This window comes from Haemophilus pittmaniae, from assembly GCF_900186995.1.
Lineage (GTDB): Bacteria > Pseudomonadota > Gammaproteobacteria > Enterobacterales > Pasteurellaceae > Haemophilus_D > Haemophilus_D pittmaniae.
Genome location: NZ_LT906463.1, coordinates 376,288 through 392,177, shown reverse-complemented (window position 1 = coordinate 392,177; position 15,890 = coordinate 376,288). Strand labels below are relative to the sequence as shown.

The window sequence follows — 15,890 nt, the reverse complement described above, 5'->3', positions numbered from 1 at the left end:
ATTAACGAAATAATCGTAGGGTTAAAAATACGCTAAAGGCTACCCCAATACTCACGCTCAAGCCAAATGCTGCTACCGCAGGAGTGCTGCTGATGCCTAATAAAACAAAGGAAATTATGGTAGTCGTTGCCGCTAATAATATCGCAATACGTTTATAGGATAAAGGTTCCTGAGCGCTTTGCATATAGGCGCTGTAATCAATGCCTATGGCTGAAACCAATAGTAGACCGAATAAACTAAATAATCCGATAGGAATATTTAGCCACCCCAGCAACGAAAGTGTAATTGTGATAGCTAATAACGGCGGTGTTAGAATTTGTAAACTTTTTCTAATACCAAAAAAGTGCCATAGCAATGCCCCTGCTAACAGAAAAGAAAATGCTTTTAGCCAGGCCGCTTGTACACGAGTATGGGCAAAGGCCTGATTTAACAGATTACGTTTATTTTGCCAGAAGATATCCTGCCCATTGGCCAATTGTTGCAAATTTGCTGATGTATTGTTGATAGGAATGATGGCTGCAATAGTTTGTTCATCTAGTTGACCAAGGTAAAGCTGTTGCTTACTTTGTCCCAATTCCGTTTGTAAGGCTTGAGATAAATCAATCAGCGACTGTTGTTGTAGTTCTGTTGCGGCCGTTTCTAATGTTTCTAAAGGAATCCCTAACGCAATTAAAGGTGCATAATCTTGCGGTGTGAGTCGTTTTAATTGTTGCTGTAGTAGCTGTTGCTGTTCTTTTGGTATGAACCATTGGCCGAGTGATTGAAATTCTACTCCTTGTTGTTGTAGTACTGTTTCTAGAGAGGATAATTTGCTCAAAAGAGCGGACTCATTGTTAGCGATGACTAAAAAATATTGGCTACTTAAGTTAATTCCGCTAAGCTCGGCAATTTTTTGGGCCTCAGCCACCATTTTAGGGGGAAGAGACACCCATTGGCGGATATCATCTTGCCACTGACTTTGCCAAATACCACCAAGCCATATTGCAATGAGTAATATCCATAATGGTTTTGGAATACTGCAATAACTTATTTGATAAAGAATATGGCGAATTTTTTGTAGCCGCTCTGTCGGAGGAGAATTTTTTGTAGGAAACAGTGGAGGTAGCACCAACATTGTGGTTAATAATGCATAAATTAATGCGGCAATGGAAAATACGGCTGTTTGCGTCAGAATCGGTAACACGGTGAAGGCTAGTAATACATAGCCGAGTAAAGTAATTAATAAACTGATGACAAAAGTAAAGCGTAGTTTATGCATGGCTACTGTCGGTTGCCAATGTTTTGTAAATAATGATGATGCTAACCAGTGTAATGGAAAGTCAATTAATACACCGACTAAACTGGTGCCAATAACCAGTGTAAGGATATGGATGTGCCCGAAAGCAGAAATAGTAGCGGTAATACCACCTAGCATACCCGCAAATATCGGTAAAAATAGCCATAATACCCGCCAATTGCGAAAGCTTACCCAAAGTAGTAATAGGGTTAGGCTGAGCCCGATAATTGTCATCAAGGTGCTTTCTGATTCTGCTTTTTGTTTTGCATCGCTAGAAAATAATGCTGCGGCAGTCACCAGAAATTGACCTTGGTGTTTGATAACGTAGGCCCGGGATTGTTCCATCAGTAGAGCCAGTTCACTGCTAGGTGCCATTAGGTTTTGTGGTTGTAAAGTCGCACGTAGCAATATCCAGGTCATATTCGCCTGTTTAATTTGTAACATAGCACTTTGCGGATCCCAGGACATGGCCGTTTGACCGATGGTTTGAGTGGTGACAAAGCGCCCTAGCCCCAACCAGTCTTGTTCTATGGAAAGTAGAGAGGAGCGAGAAAATGGATTCAGAATTTGCTCGGCATATTGTTGAAAATATTGTTGCGGAGCGGTTTGTAGTTCTTGTTGAATATGAGCAGGTAAGAGCGCTAACCGCAATTGCTTAATTTCATTTTGGAGTTTATTGAGATCCGGATTGATTTTGAGGTCTACGGTACTAAATAATTCTTGATGTTTCCGCCATCTTGAATCCAGTTCTAATGCTAATTGTTGAGCCTGTTCAGCAGATGGATTACCGATTAGCGCAACTAATTGGTTATTGAATCGCTTTTCTTGAATGATATCGGCCTGACGTTGCATTTCCGTTAGTTCTAATTCGCCAGGAAGCAGTGATTGCAGCTCGGTTTCAAGCCATTGGCCACGATAGAGCTGATATCCGAAACTCCAAAGGGTAAAGGCTAAACAGCATAACCATGCCATTCTTAAGTATTTTGTCGAGAATGCTTTAAAGCAATTCATTATTAATAGACCGTTAGTTTAGTGATTGTTGGACAAAATTACTCAGAGTTTGATTTTGTTTACTATTTAATAACTGGATGACGGTTCGATCACCTTGTTTTTCGTGAAGTTCTATGACCTCAACAAGATGACCTCCCTTAACTAGGATTTCGGTAAAAATTTGTTGCATTAACATTGAGTTGGGTACGAGTTTTAGCTGCCATTTTTCGGATGAGCCGTCTACATTTATGGAAAATTGACTTTTTAAACCATCAATATTACCTGACAATAAACCAAGGAATAGACGAATTTGTTCTCCTTGACCAATTTTGTCGCTATTTACCCAGGTGGTATTATTCCATTGCATAATTCCTTGGGGGGTTACTTTGGTAATGCTTTCAAAAGGTGTTTGCATATGCCATAACAATCCTTTATTCGCGATTAAAGTAAAGACTCCTGTTGTGGTAATAGGAGTCGGAAGTGCTTTGAGATAGCGTTGTTGAACAAAATCACCTTGTACATTTTGTGGTTGTTGCAACTGTTTTATTAATTCCTGCTCTGAGAATGCGAAACTAGAAGTGCTAAATAAAAATAGTAGAAGCATTAAATATTTTTTCATACGGATTCTCTTTGAAACGTTGGATGGCTTTCAACAGCATTTCGCCAACATTGAGGGGTGGTAAATTGCATTTCTTGGTTATTAATAGAGACTGCTACTTGGGTTGTTGAAGCGATAGTTAATTTTTCACCACTGTCAATTGCGCGAATGACATAATCGACACGGATACTACTTTCATATTCAACTAATGCAACATCTACCCTAATTTTTTGGCGGAAACGGGCTGGTTTCACATATTTCACATTGAGTTGTACGATTGGCCAGGCGTATCCCTGTGCCCGCATAACATCGTAGGTATAATGAATTTCCTCTAGAAAAGCACAGCGTGCCATTTCCAGATATTTAACATAGTGTCCGTGCCACATAATATCCATTGAATCTACATCAAAAAAAGGAATTTCGTATTCGCTGCTACTATGGCAATAGATATGTTTTTTCATTGTTGATCATTCCAAAAATCATAAAAGTTAAACCAGTATTGCGGGTTTTCCCGACATTCTTGTTCCAAGAGTTCCGCATAGCGTTGCATGGCTTGTTGGATGTTTATACTACGCTCCTTACCGCGGCCGAGAATAGTCGGAGAAAAACGGCGTAGTTTGAAATGATATCGGCCGTTTTCTTTAATACAAAAAAGTGTATTTAGTGGGGTTTTTAACAATGAGGCTAATAACCATGCTCCTTGAGGAAATTGTGCGGGTTGACCTAAAAAAGAAACAGCAGCGGTTTTTTCACCTCGGACAGGAATTCTATCTGCAGCGATAGCGATCCACTCGCCCCGTTCAATACGAGAAACTAATCCCAACATGGTTGGGGTATCCAAATCCTCTACCTGGAGGACTTCTAGTTCGGAGGCTCCAGCTTTAACTAATGCCTGATTAAATGCTTCTGCATGCTTATTATGCACTAATACGGTTAATTTAAAATTCGGCAACGGACTTTCATCAACTAATGCTCTGCAGATTTCAATATTGCCAAAGTGGGAGCAGACCAATAATTGCCCACGGTTACCACTATTCATATCTGCATATAAATTATCAGCATCATCAATCCACAGATCGTTATAGCGAATTTTACGTTGCCAAACAGCAAAACGATCGGTAATGGCTTCGCCAAAGGCTAGAAAATGTCGAAAAATTTTGTTGGACGGCAGTTGTAATTCTGGATAGTGCGATGTTAAGTGATAGTAATAGCGGTGAATGTTATGTCTAGCCTGTCTTGCTGTGAGGTAAAAATAACTTACCACAAGAATGTTAAAAATTCGGATACCCCATAGCGGGAAATATTGTACAGCAAGTCGAGTGATATTCAGCCCTAGGGCATTACCGCGCTCTTTTTGTTTTGCCCAATGCTTTGATTTCATAGTGGTTTACCCTGTAGTAAGCGGACTAGCATGGTAAAAAATAAGCGGGTATGTAGTAGACTTATTCGTAGGTTATCCCTTCCTACTTTGAAATGCGATGTACCGTTTTTATCGTATTTAACTGGGGTATCTATCCACTTAAGTGGGATTTGTTGCCAATGAGCTCGAATGATTATGTCAATATCAAAATCCATACCATCCCCAAGGGATTGTTGTCGCAATAATCTATCTACTGGTGCAAGAGGATAGATACGAAAACCACACATGCCATCTTTGATATCAAATGACCAAGTGTGTATAGCATTCCAAAAATTAGTGATCTTGCGTCCGTATAGCCGGGCTTTGGGTGCATCATCTCCATAAATTGGTCGGCCACATACAATTGCTTCTGGCATTTTTTCCACTTGTTGCAGCATTAATGGAACATCAGCAAGATTATGTTGGGCATCGGCATCAACTTGTAATGCATGCGTATACCCTAGTCGCAGGGCGAATTGAAAGCCAGATTTCATTGCTGCACCCTTACCACCATTTTGGCTACGGTAGTGGATATGTAAGCCCTTGATTGAGTTTAAGTTGGATAACGCTTGACGGTGTTCAGCGGTGGAGCCGTCATCCACAATTAATACTTCCAGTCCCTGGTTTATGAGAGTCTGGGCTACATAACCAACAGTTGCAGAGTGATTGTAGTGTGGAATTATCGCTATAACCTTACTCATTAAGCATTCCTTGTGGACGTTGTAGAATATTATCGAAGTCTTGCCGGCTAATTTTAGATTGTGCATTACGTGGCAGTTTGTTACTAAACCGCCAATAACGTGGAATAGCAATTTTATCTTGGGTAAGCGCTAGATATTGGCGTAACTCATTAATCACTGCTTGTCGGCCTTGAACTTGGTATGTGTCAATGCCTTGCTTGTTGAAAGCAATCCAAGCTGCTGGACGTTGCCTTTTACTATGTTGTGCAATATAGCAGTCATTAATCCAAGGATGCTTTAATAGGTCATGCTCAATTTGATTGAGGGAAATGCGTTTATCTGCAAATTTGATAATGCGATCTAAGCGTCCTAATAGCTTAAATTTTTCTTTATCTAAAATAGCCGCATCAGCAGTTTGTTCCCGCTCTAATAACCATTTGGATTCAACCCATAATGCACCTTGCTCATTTAAACCTACTCGGGTTAGTGGAGTAGGTTGCCATAACCCATTGTCAGCTCGGAATGCTATGGCGCCGGTTTCACTACTACCATAGCATTCGATTAACGGAGCATTAAAATTATCACGAATTTTTTGTGCTGTAGTTTCTGGTAATACGCCACCTGAACAAACAATACCGCATAATTGACTGTGTAGCTCGTGTTTTAATTGTGGTTCAAAATGATTTAGAAAAACCGGTGAGGTAATCCATAGGTTATTATTTGATAAATTACTTTCAGCAATTAAAATTTCAGGGTACAGTGCTTGTTTACGAGCAATGCTCCATTGCTGGGTCAGCGGTAAAATGACTCGATAAGATAGACCGTAATGATGTTGCGGCGATACGTTAGATACAACCTGAATATCGCCCTTAGGTAATTGCAGACTTTGTATAATTGCTTGGGATTCAATCCACATTTGCTCGGCCGTTTTACGGATGATTTTGGGTTCTCCGCTTGAACCGGAGGTTTTTAACCAAATTTCGCCTTGATTTGGCCATTCAAAAGGTGTATCTGCAACCTGTTGAGATTTACCATACGTGGAAAATATTGCATCATCCATTAAAAATTGAGCGTTTTGCTTGACCCACAGGGTGTTCTCATCGAGTAGATTAGGTGGTAGCAAAACACGAGCTCCTACCTGCCAGGCAGCTAATAGTGCACAGGCAAAAGATGCAGAGTCCTCAAACCAGAAAGCAAGAGTACTAATGTTATCCTGATGCAACTGTTGTGCTATTTGTTGGCTGCGATAACGAAAATCCGTCCAATACCATTCTGGATTTCGTGCAATTAAAAAGTTATCGATAAAGTTATTCATTAATTATTTTTCTTTTAACACGTTGTCGGACTAACCACTCACCACTCATTAGAATGCCTAATAGAATATAGGAAATAACCCCGCTATAAAGCGCCCAAAAACGATATTGACCTAACAGTAATGCTACTGCGACCACAAACATATTAAAAATGAAGAAGCTACACCATAAAATGGTAACTTTTCTGGTATAGCGAATGCCTGCTGAGCTAAGATTTGGTTCTTGGATCCTTGCAAGTCGTTCAACTACTGTTTGTGATTGCCACAAGCTGCTACCAAATAGCAATAACAAAATCCCATTGATGACTAGTGGATACCAATACATCCCCTCAACAGAGCCACGTATAGCTATAATGCTTAACAAAGTACCGGTAAACCATGAGAGGTAACGAGCAGTGGAATGTTGATAAAGACCTTTAATAAACCATAGTGGAATAAGAAGACAGAGCAGAGCAAATAACCCATTACTTTGATCATTCCATAACCAAAGTAATGGATAGGCGATACTTGCCAGACTAACTAAAAGATTAATGATGATCTTCAACATTGCTTGATTTTAGATTGAGTACGGCTATACCACTACAGCATGGTTCACTGGCTGTTTTCAAGGAAAAATGTAGTTTATGGAGTTTTTCATTCCATTTTAATTGCAGTAGGAATTCATCGTTAGGGCGAAGGAATTTCTGAAACTTTAATTTTTCAAAATATCGGCAGTCAATATTTGTTTGCAGGAATTGGCTTGCTTGTTCGCAGATCCATTGAAGTTCAATAACGCCTGGAACTAAGGGGAAACGATCAAAATGATCTGCAAGGTAGACCAAGTCCAGTGGCACTTTACCTGTAACAGAATATTCATTATCCGTTTGCTGCGGATTAGCCCATTTAGCATCTTTACAACTATCACTAAAAATTTGATGGAATTCCACTTTACTGATTTTGGATTGGCTATTCCGTGGCAATTTATCGGTAAAACGCCAAAAGCGAGGAATAGCAGGCAGTTCCACATTATTAATTAAGTGACGACGCAATTGACTAATTAATGCTCGACGCCCTTGTTCACGGAAAAGTTCGATACCTTTTTCAGTTAAACCAATCCAGGCTGCTAGTCTGCTTTTTTCATGATGGCAGGCAAGATAGCAATCTTCAACCCACTCGGTTTGTAACAAGATATTTTCAATTGCAGCAAGGGAGATACGTTTGTCGGCCAATTTTACGATACGATCGGCCCGTCCTAATAAACGAAAACCTGCGGATGAGAATTCGACGACATCGGCCGTTTGTTCTCGTTGAGATAACCAACCAGCTTCTATCCATAATTCATCATTTTTGTTGCAACCTAATAGACTGTCGGGAAGTTTTTGCCAAAGGCTGTTGTCACTACGAATAGCAATTGGACCAGTTTCGGTGCTGCCATAAATTTCTGACACTACGGACTGTTGGCGTATTTCCTCGGCAATACTTTCCGGAAGTACACCACCAGAGGAAATAAAACCAGAAACGTTTGTCGGTAGAATGGTTTGTGTCCAATCTATATTTCCTAACATCGCCGGGCTGCTCACGATAACAGTATTATTTTTTTGAGTGTTTTCAATGAGGCATTGTGGTGAAAACAATTGATGTCTTCCAATACACCAACCTTTTTGTAGAGACATCATTATGTGTACAGTAAGACCATAAATATGTTGTGAACTCACTGTAGCCAGACTAGTGATATGATTTCCATCTTCAAAAGGTACCGTTTTGGCTAAAACATTCCCGCCGCGCCACATTTGTTCCGCTGTTTTTACGATTGTCTTTGCTTCACCAGTGCTACCTGAGGTTTTTAGCCACAGTTCGGTTTGATTGGTGGGGGAAAATTGAGGTCTTTTTGTTGATATTTGATTTAGGGTGCCAAAGGATGAAAATTGTTCGACATTTTCAGCTACAACCTCATTATCAGTTAACCAAAGCTGGCTATTAGCTTTTGCCCATAGCAAACTTTCAGTTGTTAGATTGGGAGGGAATAACACTGTTACGTTAGCCTCCCAGGCTGCTAATAATACACAGGTAAGTGATGCGCTATCATTAAACCAAATACTAACGGCATTAATTTTTCGTCGCTGAAATTCAGCAGCAATTTGTGCAACCCGTTGACAAAAGTCTCGGTAAGTCCAGTCTGGATTGCAGGAAATTAGCGCATTATCGGTGTAGGAGAGCATTGTGCGGATTACTCACTTTTTTGGCTAAGCTTAAGTACAGCTTGAACAACATCATCTACCGTGCGCACATTACGGAAATCCTCAGCCTGTAATTTATGGCCGGTTTTTCGTTTGATGTAGTCGATAAGATCGATAGCATCAATACTATCAATTTCTAGGTCTTGATATAGATTGGTTTCCGGTTTGATTCTTTCCGGCTCGATTTCAAAGAGAGACTGCAAGGCTTCGCTAAGAATTGTTTGAATTTCTTGTTCGGTCATGGGGTATCCTTATTGGGTTTGAGAGCGGACGAAATCAGCGAGAGTCGCAACACTGGTAAAGTATTCGCGAGATTGATTATTTTCTCCGCTGAGTTGAATACCATAAGTTTTTTGTAACGCTAGACCGAGCTCTAGTGCATCAACAGAATCCAATCCTAATCCTTCCTCAGAGAATAATGGCATATCAGTTTCAATATCATCAACAGAGATATCCTCTAATGCCAAGCTTTCAATAATTAATGCTTTAATTTGTTGTTCGAGTTCCATTTTGGTTATCCTTTGTATGAGAATTAAAATAATCTTGTAAGTAAACAGTTAAACGTCGAGAGGCTATTGGCAAAGGCTTTTCAGTAAGCCAAGATTGAGGATATATATCATCACCGACAATTAACTGATAGTGAATTCTTTGTTTTGGAATACGATACCAAGGTTGCCCTTTTTTAAAATTTAGCGGATTCATTTTTATAATGATCGGTGTTATTACTTGAGCACTGCGTAATCCTAATGATACAGCACCTCTATTTAATTTAACCTCACCATCCCATCCGGTTCGGGTTCCTTCCGGAAAAAGCAATAAAGCCTGTTCTTTCAATACATGATCACAGGTTTCTAGCAGTTCTTCTGACTCGGTATTGGGAATAAAACCACAGGCTAATATTTGATTTCGCATTGTCGGATTGTTTAGTAGATCCTTCTTTACGATACAATTCAAGTCCGATTGTCTGCTTAGAATTAATACAACGTCTAATAAAGATGGGTGGTTTGCTATCACTAGTTGTCCAGGACGGCCTAATTTCTCAAATCCCAGGTACTCAACTTTTAAAACCCCGCTCCAACTTAAATAACGAACGAAATAGCTCCATATTTTTCCTATTTTTTTACGGGCTTTTAGTTGTTCATTCAGAGAGTGAGTTTTTTTTGCGTATCTTAGAAGATAAAGTTGTAGCAGGATGCCGGCACCCCCCCAAAAAATAAAACCTAATGTGGTTGCTAAAAAACGTCGTAGCCAGTCTATTTTTTGCACCATTTCCATGTTTCTCCGTTACTACTACGGGTTGTCCATTGATGGCTATCGCTATAATGCATTCTTACCCATTCCAAAGATGAATTTATCTTCGTTTTCGTATGAGGTTGGGTTGATAGAGTTAATTGATAGTCGTGACCTTGTTCAATTAGTAACGCTAGACTGTAATTAAAGGGAAAACGCTCTACCGGCGTAGCGTTATATTGTTGTTCTAAAGGTGACTCTCCGCAAATGACCAAAACTTTACGATGCCCCTCATTTAGTAGTAGGTAAGCTTCTAATAGCGCTATTTCTAAATTATCGCCATTAGCGGTAATTGCTTCAGTCTCAGCCGTTACCCCTCGAAATTCAGACCATTGCCCTACTAGTGCATTGTGCACAGATAGACTGAAGGAGGTTGGAGATAGCTCGTTTTCGGTTAATAGTGAATGCCACAATTGAAAATTACGGTTTACCTCTCCGTTTAGGGAAGCATAAATCACTGGGATATTGGCATCTTCTTCTAATAAATTCCACGCAGCCTCAAAAAATAAACGGGCAGAGAGGTTTAATCTGCGTCGTTTTAATGGCGGCAGAAATGCTAATTTGGGAGCAAAATCAGTAAATTCATGTTGCCACCAATCCTCTGGTTCTCGTAGCCAATCTTCTTTGCTTAGGACTTTATCGCAGACAATATTCCAAGCGGAGAGGCTGAAAGAAAATTGGCAAATCGTTTGGTTCATTAGTAATTTTTAAAAAGTTGATTAACCATTAAATCGGTTTGTCCTTGTAAGCCGACTTGTGCAACACGGTCTTTTTCCTCACCTTTTAATTTATAGGATACAGAACCTAGCGGCTGATTGTTGATACCGCTTAATATACGTAAGCGGGCCCGTGCAATGATGTTACGGTTACCTTTAGCACTAAAAGATAAAATATGGTTACAGACTGTACGGTTGTCTTTCACCCGTTCTCCGATGATATTTTTCTTTTTTAAGCTAGCAATTAAGCTATCCATAAAGTCATCGGGAGCACCTCTTGTGCTACCTTTAATACAAACTTGACGGATATTTTGATTTTTATCGACCGCCGTTAATGCATCCTCATCAACGCCGCCGTTTGAACAACCTGAAAGCAAAAATAAAGCGCCGCAAAGAGATAAAACGAGCTTTTTCATTGGAATTCCTTATTAAATCTAAAATATAGAGAGTAAAAAAATTGCCCAATTCTACCCATAGCATCAGATTAAAGCAATCATAGGAATAGTGGTTTTTGTATAAAGAATGCTATACTTCTGTTGGAAATTCAGTTGAAAATTAAAGGAGCAACTATGAAATTATTCCGTATGATTCCTTGTGCATTAGCTATTTTAGCAGCTAGCGCTTGTGCGCCGGTAGATTCTACACATCATTTTTCTATCGATGAAGCATTGAAATCACCAGAAGCTGCGAGCGTGTTAAATCCGGGAGTTAAATTATATTTCGGCCGACCTGCCCCAGGTAGAGTCATTGTTGCTGATGCCGTAACTAATAAGAAAACTAATGCATCTAATAAAACTCCACAAGAAGCCTGTCGTTGGGCTTTTTTATCTGCAGTAAAACAGTTACAGGAGAAAGCACAATCTAAAGGTGCAACTAAGGTTGGTAATATCGTTTCTTATTACAAGAAGAAAGCCTATAGTAGTCCGAGTCAATATGAATGCCATACTGGAAATATTATCGGCGGGGTAGCGTTGAAAGGCGATATTGTAAAATAATCTATTGATACGTAAAAAGCAGGCTTTAAAACCTGCTTTTTTTAATTTATTTGGCGGAGGGGAATGGGAGTTGAACCCACCCAAGAACGCTGGCGTCCTTAACAGGATTTGAAGTCCTGCCGCTTCACCGGAAACGACGCCCCTCCAAAGAGTGGCTTTACTCTAACCGATAATTGTCGGGCGGTCAAATCTCATTGATTTTAGCGTATAATGCCGCTTAATTATTGTGGATAACAGGATATATTATGACCGAACTTTTTCGCTCCGTTCCCGCTCTGGATAAATTATTGAAAACCCCTCAGGGGGTTGAATTGGTTAATCAATTTGGCCATCAGGCTGTCGTTACAAGCGGCCGTCAATTATTGATTGAAGCCCGTGAATTTATTAAACGTGAACAACATAGCCCGGATTTCTTACAAGACATTGATCGCACTTTATCCTATTTGGCTGAGCGCTTGGCCGAGCAGCAACGGGTTCAAATTCAAAGCGTGCATAATCTTACCGGTACGATCCTACATACTAACTTAGGTCGTGCGCTGTGGCCACAAAGTGCTCAACAGGCGGCGCTCAATGCAATGGGGCATAATGTGGCATTAGAATATGATTTGACCGAAGGTGCTCGTAGCCATCGCGATAATTATGTCAGTGCATTATTGGCTGAACTGACTGGTGCCGAGGCTGCTTGTATCGTAAATAACAATGCTGCTGCGGTATTGTTGATGTTGGCTACTTTTGCCAAGGACCGAGAGGTGATTATTTCCCGTGGTGAGTTAATTGAAATTGGTGGGGCTTTTCGGATCCCAGATATCATGCAGCAAGCGAGATGTAAGCTCATTGAAGTCGGAACAACCAATCGAACTCACCTTAAAGATTATCGCCAGGCGATCAATGAAAATACGGCCTTTTTAATGAAAGTGCATTGTAGCAATTACCAAATTTGTGGTTTTACTGCATCGGTTAGTGAGCAGCAATTGGTTGCGTTGGGAGATGAGTTTAATATTCCGGTGATTACTGATTTGGGTAGTGGAGCTCTAATTGATTTAAGCCAGTACGGTTTACCTACAGAACCAACGGTACAGGAAAAGGTTGCACAAGGCGTGGATTTGGTGTCTTTTTCCGGAGATAAATTATTAGGTGGAGTACAGGCTGGGATTATTGTCGGTAAACGGGACTGGATCCAGCAACTACAAGCTCATCCATTAAAGCGAGTATTACGTTGCGATAAAGTAACTTTAGCCGGATTGGAAGCGACATTGAGACTTTATTTACAACCAGAAAAACTCACTTCAAGTATTCCGACTCTTCAGTTACTCACGCAGCCCGTAGAATTATTGGCAGAGCAGGCTCAGCAATTGGCAGAACGTTTATGTCAACGTCTCAATTCAAATTATCATATCGAAATTATTGATAGTGAGGCACAGATTGGTAGTGGTTCTCAACCGATGGCAATGTTGCCATCCAAAGCAGTTGCAATTACAGCCCCTGAGCCGTTGGCTTTAATGAGTCGCTTGAAGCAACTGTCACAGCCGATTGTCGGTCGAATTGAAAAGGGACGGATTTGTTTGGATTTACGCAGTGTAGCGAATTTATCAGAATTACTTAAAACGGTGGACGAACTATGATTATTGTTACAGCAGGCCATGTGGATCATGGGAAAACTGCACTTTTGCAGGCGCTAACCGGTACCAATACAGCTCATTTGCCGGAGGAAAAAAAACGTGGCATGACGATCGATTTAGGCTATGCCTATCTTCCGTTAGAGGAACGGGTGTTAGGGTTTATTGATGTACCTGGCCATGAGAAATTCTTAGCTAATATGTTGGCAGGGTTAGGAGGCGTGCATTATGCCATGTTAGTCGTAGCTGCTGATGAAGGTATTAGTGCTCAGACTCGTGAACATTTAGCTATTTTACGTCAATTACAGTTTGACGAAATTATTGTGGTATTAACTAAAGCGGATCGTGCAGAGGTTTCACAAATTGAAAGTTTGGCACAACAACTGAAAGCTCATTATCCATTTTTAACGAATGCGGCTTTTTTTGTCACCTCAGCTCATAGTGGGCAAGGTATTGCTGAATTGCGTGATTATTTGGCAACGTTGCCAGAATTAGGTGAAATCAATAAACTATTTCGTTATGCCATCGATCGCGTGTTTAGTGTGAAAGGGGCTGGAACTGTCGTGACAGGAACAGCCTTTGCAGGAAAAGTTCTTATTGAAGATGAACTTTATTTATCCAACGGTGAGCGGGTTCGGGTAAAAAATATTCATGCACAAAATACGGAATCCGCACAAGGATTGGCAGATCAGCGATTGGCATTAAATTTAAACGTTGATTTAAATAAACAACCATTAGCTCGTGGTGATTGGCTATTTTCCGATATTATTCCGCTACCAACTGAGCGTATTACCGTGAGTTTAACGACGGATGTGGCATTGTCTGAAATGCAGTCCGTACACGTTTATCATGCAGCCAGTCGTACGACCGGTAAATTGGCTTTATTGGAAAGAAAAAATGCTCGACCGAATGACACAATATTGGCCGAAATTGTTTTGACTCAGCCATTATTTTTAACCTTTGGTGATAAATTGATTATCCGTTCAGGGGATGCAAAAAGTTTGCTTGGTGGGGCTCGGGTTGTGGAAATTAATTCACCGAAACGTCATAAACGAACCGCTTCTCGCTTAGCTTATTTACAGGCTTTACGTCAGGCATCCTCAACACAAGAACGATTGGTATTGATTTTGCAGCAGGGGCCACAAACGGCACAATACCTACGTTGGCTTGAACAATTAAGTGAGTCCCAATTAGACGAACAACTTGCTTTAATCGGTGCTGAACGCTATCAAGATTGGTGCTTTAATGCGGATTATCAGGCTGCCAAAGAAGCCTCATTAGTTGAGGTATTAAGTAACTATCATGAACAGCACGATGATCAATTGGGTTTAGCTAAGGCGCGTCTATATCGAATTGCCGCGCTTAATCAGCCAGAAAAATTGATTTATCACTTAATTGAACGTTTGTTGGATGACGGCCGGTTGGCACAAAGTCGTGGTTGGTTACATCTTCCGCAACATAAACTCGGTTTTTCTGAATCTGAACAAGCTTTATGGCATAGCGTGTTAGAGGAGTTTGAAAAAGCCTCCGGACAGCCTATTTGGGTACGCGATATGGCCAATGCCCTCGGGCTGGAAGAGAGCGCCATGCGAAATTTTATGTATAAGGCCGGTAAATTAGGTTTTTTAATCCCAATTGTGAAGGATCGTTTCTTTTTGGCGGAAACCCTTTATGGCTATGCTCGCTTAATTAAACAAATGGCCGCTGAGTCGGGACGTATTTCAGTCAATGAATTACGTGATCAGCTCAATTTTGGTCGTAAGCTGACCGTACAATTGATGGAATACTTTGACCGTAGCGGTTTCCTACGTCGTCGTGGTAACGAACATATATTGCGTGATAAAGATATTTTTGACCTATAAAGGAAAATTAATGTTAATCAAGAAAGCACTTCTTTCCATTTGTATTTTTACTACATTGCTTAGTACAGCTGGTTGTGAAGATAAGGAAGTAAAGGCGACGATTGAGCGCCAAGCTCAGATTATTAATCAACTTACTACTGAAAATACGCAATTAAAAGAAAAGAATGAAAACCTCATTCCGGCTATTTTGGTTAATAAAGAGGTGATTTTCGAAAAATTGGAAAAAATTAATTATCCAACATCACAAGAACATTGGTTTGATGGACATAGTGCCCCGATCAGTTTGAATATTTGGGGCTTAAAAACCAATATCACGTGGTTAAATGAGTTGTTATGGACGGAGCTGATGCAGTCCGAATTTAGTGAGAATACACCGAAAACCCGTGAGCAAGCGGTTGCTCGCTATGAAACACTGTTTAATCAGATAAAAAGTGATATGCAGGCACAGCCGGAAATCGGATTTTCCCGTAATGCTTGGTTGGGGTTTATTGGTCAAAAAGAGAAATTATCGACTTTTTTCATTGGATACTATAGTTATGAAGGTGGAGCCCATGGCGTAGGTGGCAAGCAATATTTAACGGTAGATATGAATCGGCATCAGGTGGTTAATTTTTCGGATGTATTTGATGAGAAAAAATTACCGGAGATAAAGGAGTTGTTGTGGCGTATTTATACTGATTTTGGCAATGTTAATGAGGAACAGGTTTTTACCCCAAAAGCAGATTTTGAGGTTTCTAAAAATTTTTATTTAGCGCACGATGGGATCCATTTTATTTACCATGTTTATGAGATCGCCCCTTATGTAGCAGGAGAGCAAGAGCTGACGGTTTCTTGGGATTGGTTTCTAGAAGGAAATTTATTAAAACCGGAATTTATACAGCAGCAATATTATGATTTAACTCCGGCACCTATCGTAGAGTAATGAAAACACGCATATCGA

17 protein-coding genes and 1 tRNA gene are annotated in these 15,890 nt (G+C 40.3%); 4 read left to right on the top strand and 14 right to left on the bottom strand.

The window, feature by feature from the left end:
* Position 1: 1 nt before the first annotated feature.
* Genes CKV74_RS01940 through CKV74_RS01880 form a run of 13 tightly spaced genes read right to left on the bottom strand, consistent with a single transcriptional unit; the run spans position 2 to position 10,893 of the window.
* Positions 2–2,287, bottom strand: a complete 2,286-nt coding sequence (locus CKV74_RS01940; protein WP_007243455.1) for an MMPL family transporter — start codon at positions 2,285–2,287, stop codon at positions 2–4.
* A gap of 13 nt (positions 2,288–2,300) precedes the next feature.
* On the bottom strand, positions 2,301–2,885 hold the full coding sequence (locus CKV74_RS01935; protein ID WP_007243463.1) for a LolA family protein: 585 nt from the start codon (positions 2,883–2,885) through the stop codon (positions 2,301–2,303).
* The gene (locus CKV74_RS01930; protein ID WP_007243482.1) at positions 2,882–3,325 is read right to left on the bottom strand and encodes an acyl-CoA thioesterase; all 444 of its coding nucleotides are present in this window, start codon (positions 3,323–3,325) and stop codon (positions 2,882–2,884) included. Before CKV74_RS01930 ends, CKV74_RS01935 begins: the two co-directional genes overlap by 4 nt.
* Positions 3,322–4,245, bottom strand: a complete 924-nt coding sequence (locus tag CKV74_RS01925) for a lysophospholipid acyltransferase family protein (RefSeq protein WP_007243445.1) — start codon at positions 4,243–4,245, stop codon at positions 3,322–3,324. Before CKV74_RS01925 ends, CKV74_RS01930 begins: the two co-directional genes overlap by 4 nt.
* The gene (locus CKV74_RS01920) at positions 4,242–4,964 is read right to left on the bottom strand and encodes a glycosyltransferase family 2 protein (protein WP_007243464.1); all 723 of its coding nucleotides are present in this window, start codon (positions 4,962–4,964) and stop codon (positions 4,242–4,244) included. Before CKV74_RS01920 ends, CKV74_RS01925 begins: the two co-directional genes overlap by 4 nt.
* Positions 4,957–6,258: an AMP-binding protein gene (locus CKV74_RS01915; protein WP_095176668.1), complete on the bottom strand. Its 1,302-nt coding sequence runs from the start codon at positions 6,256–6,258 to the stop codon at positions 4,957–4,959. Before CKV74_RS01915 ends, CKV74_RS01920 begins: the two co-directional genes overlap by 8 nt.
* Positions 6,251–6,802, bottom strand: coding sequence for a COG4648 family protein (locus CKV74_RS01910; RefSeq protein ID WP_007243480.1), 552 nt, complete (start codon positions 6,800–6,802; stop codon positions 6,251–6,253). Before CKV74_RS01910 ends, CKV74_RS01915 begins: the two co-directional genes overlap by 8 nt.
* Positions 6,783–8,453, bottom strand: a complete 1,671-nt coding sequence (locus CKV74_RS01905) for an ApeI family dehydratase (RefSeq protein WP_095176667.1) — start codon at positions 8,451–8,453, stop codon at positions 6,783–6,785. Before CKV74_RS01905 ends, CKV74_RS01910 begins: the two co-directional genes overlap by 20 nt.
* Before the next feature lie 8 nt (positions 8,454–8,461).
* The gene (locus tag CKV74_RS01900) at positions 8,462–8,713 is read right to left on the bottom strand and encodes an acyl carrier protein (RefSeq protein WP_007243452.1); all 252 of its coding nucleotides are present in this window, start codon (positions 8,711–8,713) and stop codon (positions 8,462–8,464) included.
* Between the two features lie 9 nt (positions 8,714–8,722).
* The gene (locus tag CKV74_RS01895) at positions 8,723–8,980 is read right to left on the bottom strand and encodes a phosphopantetheine-binding protein (protein ID WP_007243468.1); all 258 of its coding nucleotides are present in this window, start codon (positions 8,978–8,980) and stop codon (positions 8,723–8,725) included.
* Entirely contained in the window at positions 8,958–9,740 is a 783-nt protein-coding gene (locus CKV74_RS01890; RefSeq protein WP_095177127.1) for a lysophospholipid acyltransferase family protein, read from the bottom strand. Before CKV74_RS01890 ends, CKV74_RS01895 begins: the two co-directional genes overlap by 23 nt.
* Complete coding sequence (locus CKV74_RS01885; RefSeq protein WP_007243481.1) at positions 9,725–10,459, bottom strand: beta-ketoacyl synthase chain length factor; 735 nt, start codon at positions 10,457–10,459, stop codon at positions 9,725–9,727. Before CKV74_RS01885 ends, CKV74_RS01890 begins: the two co-directional genes overlap by 16 nt.
* On the bottom strand, positions 10,459–10,893 hold the full coding sequence (locus CKV74_RS01880) for a hypothetical protein (protein WP_095176666.1): 435 nt from the start codon (positions 10,891–10,893) through the stop codon (positions 10,459–10,461). The genes CKV74_RS01885 and CKV74_RS01880 overlap by 1 nt, the downstream gene beginning before the upstream one ends.
* Positions 10,894–11,046: 153 nt before the next feature.
* Between CKV74_RS01880 and CKV74_RS01875 the strand changes: the two genes are divergently transcribed.
* A complete protein-coding gene (locus tag CKV74_RS01875; protein ID WP_007243448.1) occupies positions 11,047–11,472 on the top strand; it encodes a hypothetical protein in 426 nt (141 codons plus the stop codon).
* Between the two features lie 51 nt (positions 11,473–11,523).
* Here the strand turns inward: CKV74_RS01875 and CKV74_RS10445 are convergent.
* Positions 11,524–11,618 (bottom strand) — tRNA-Sec (locus tag CKV74_RS10445).
* Between the two features lie 99 nt (positions 11,619–11,717).
* Here CKV74_RS10445 and selA point away from each other — a divergent pair.
* From selA to CKV74_RS01860, 3 genes are read left to right on the top strand one after another with little or no spacing between them, the layout of a single operon-like run.
* Positions 11,718–13,094, top strand: a complete 1,377-nt coding sequence (gene selA / locus CKV74_RS01870) for an L-seryl-tRNA(Sec) selenium transferase (protein WP_007243450.1) — start codon at positions 11,718–11,720, stop codon at positions 13,092–13,094.
* Positions 13,091–14,950 carry a selenocysteine-specific translation elongation factor gene (gene selB, locus CKV74_RS01865; protein WP_095176665.1) on the top strand — a complete coding sequence of 620 codons (1,860 nt, stop codon included), beginning with the start codon at positions 13,091–13,093 and terminating at the stop codon, positions 14,948–14,950. The genes selA and selB overlap by 4 nt, the downstream gene beginning before the upstream one ends.
* A gap of 10 nt (positions 14,951–14,960) precedes the next feature.
* On the top strand, positions 14,961–15,872 hold the full coding sequence (locus tag CKV74_RS01860; protein ID WP_007243460.1) for an RsiV family protein: 912 nt from the start codon (positions 14,961–14,963) through the stop codon (positions 15,870–15,872).
* The last annotated feature ends 18 nt before the right edge of the window (positions 15,873–15,890 follow it).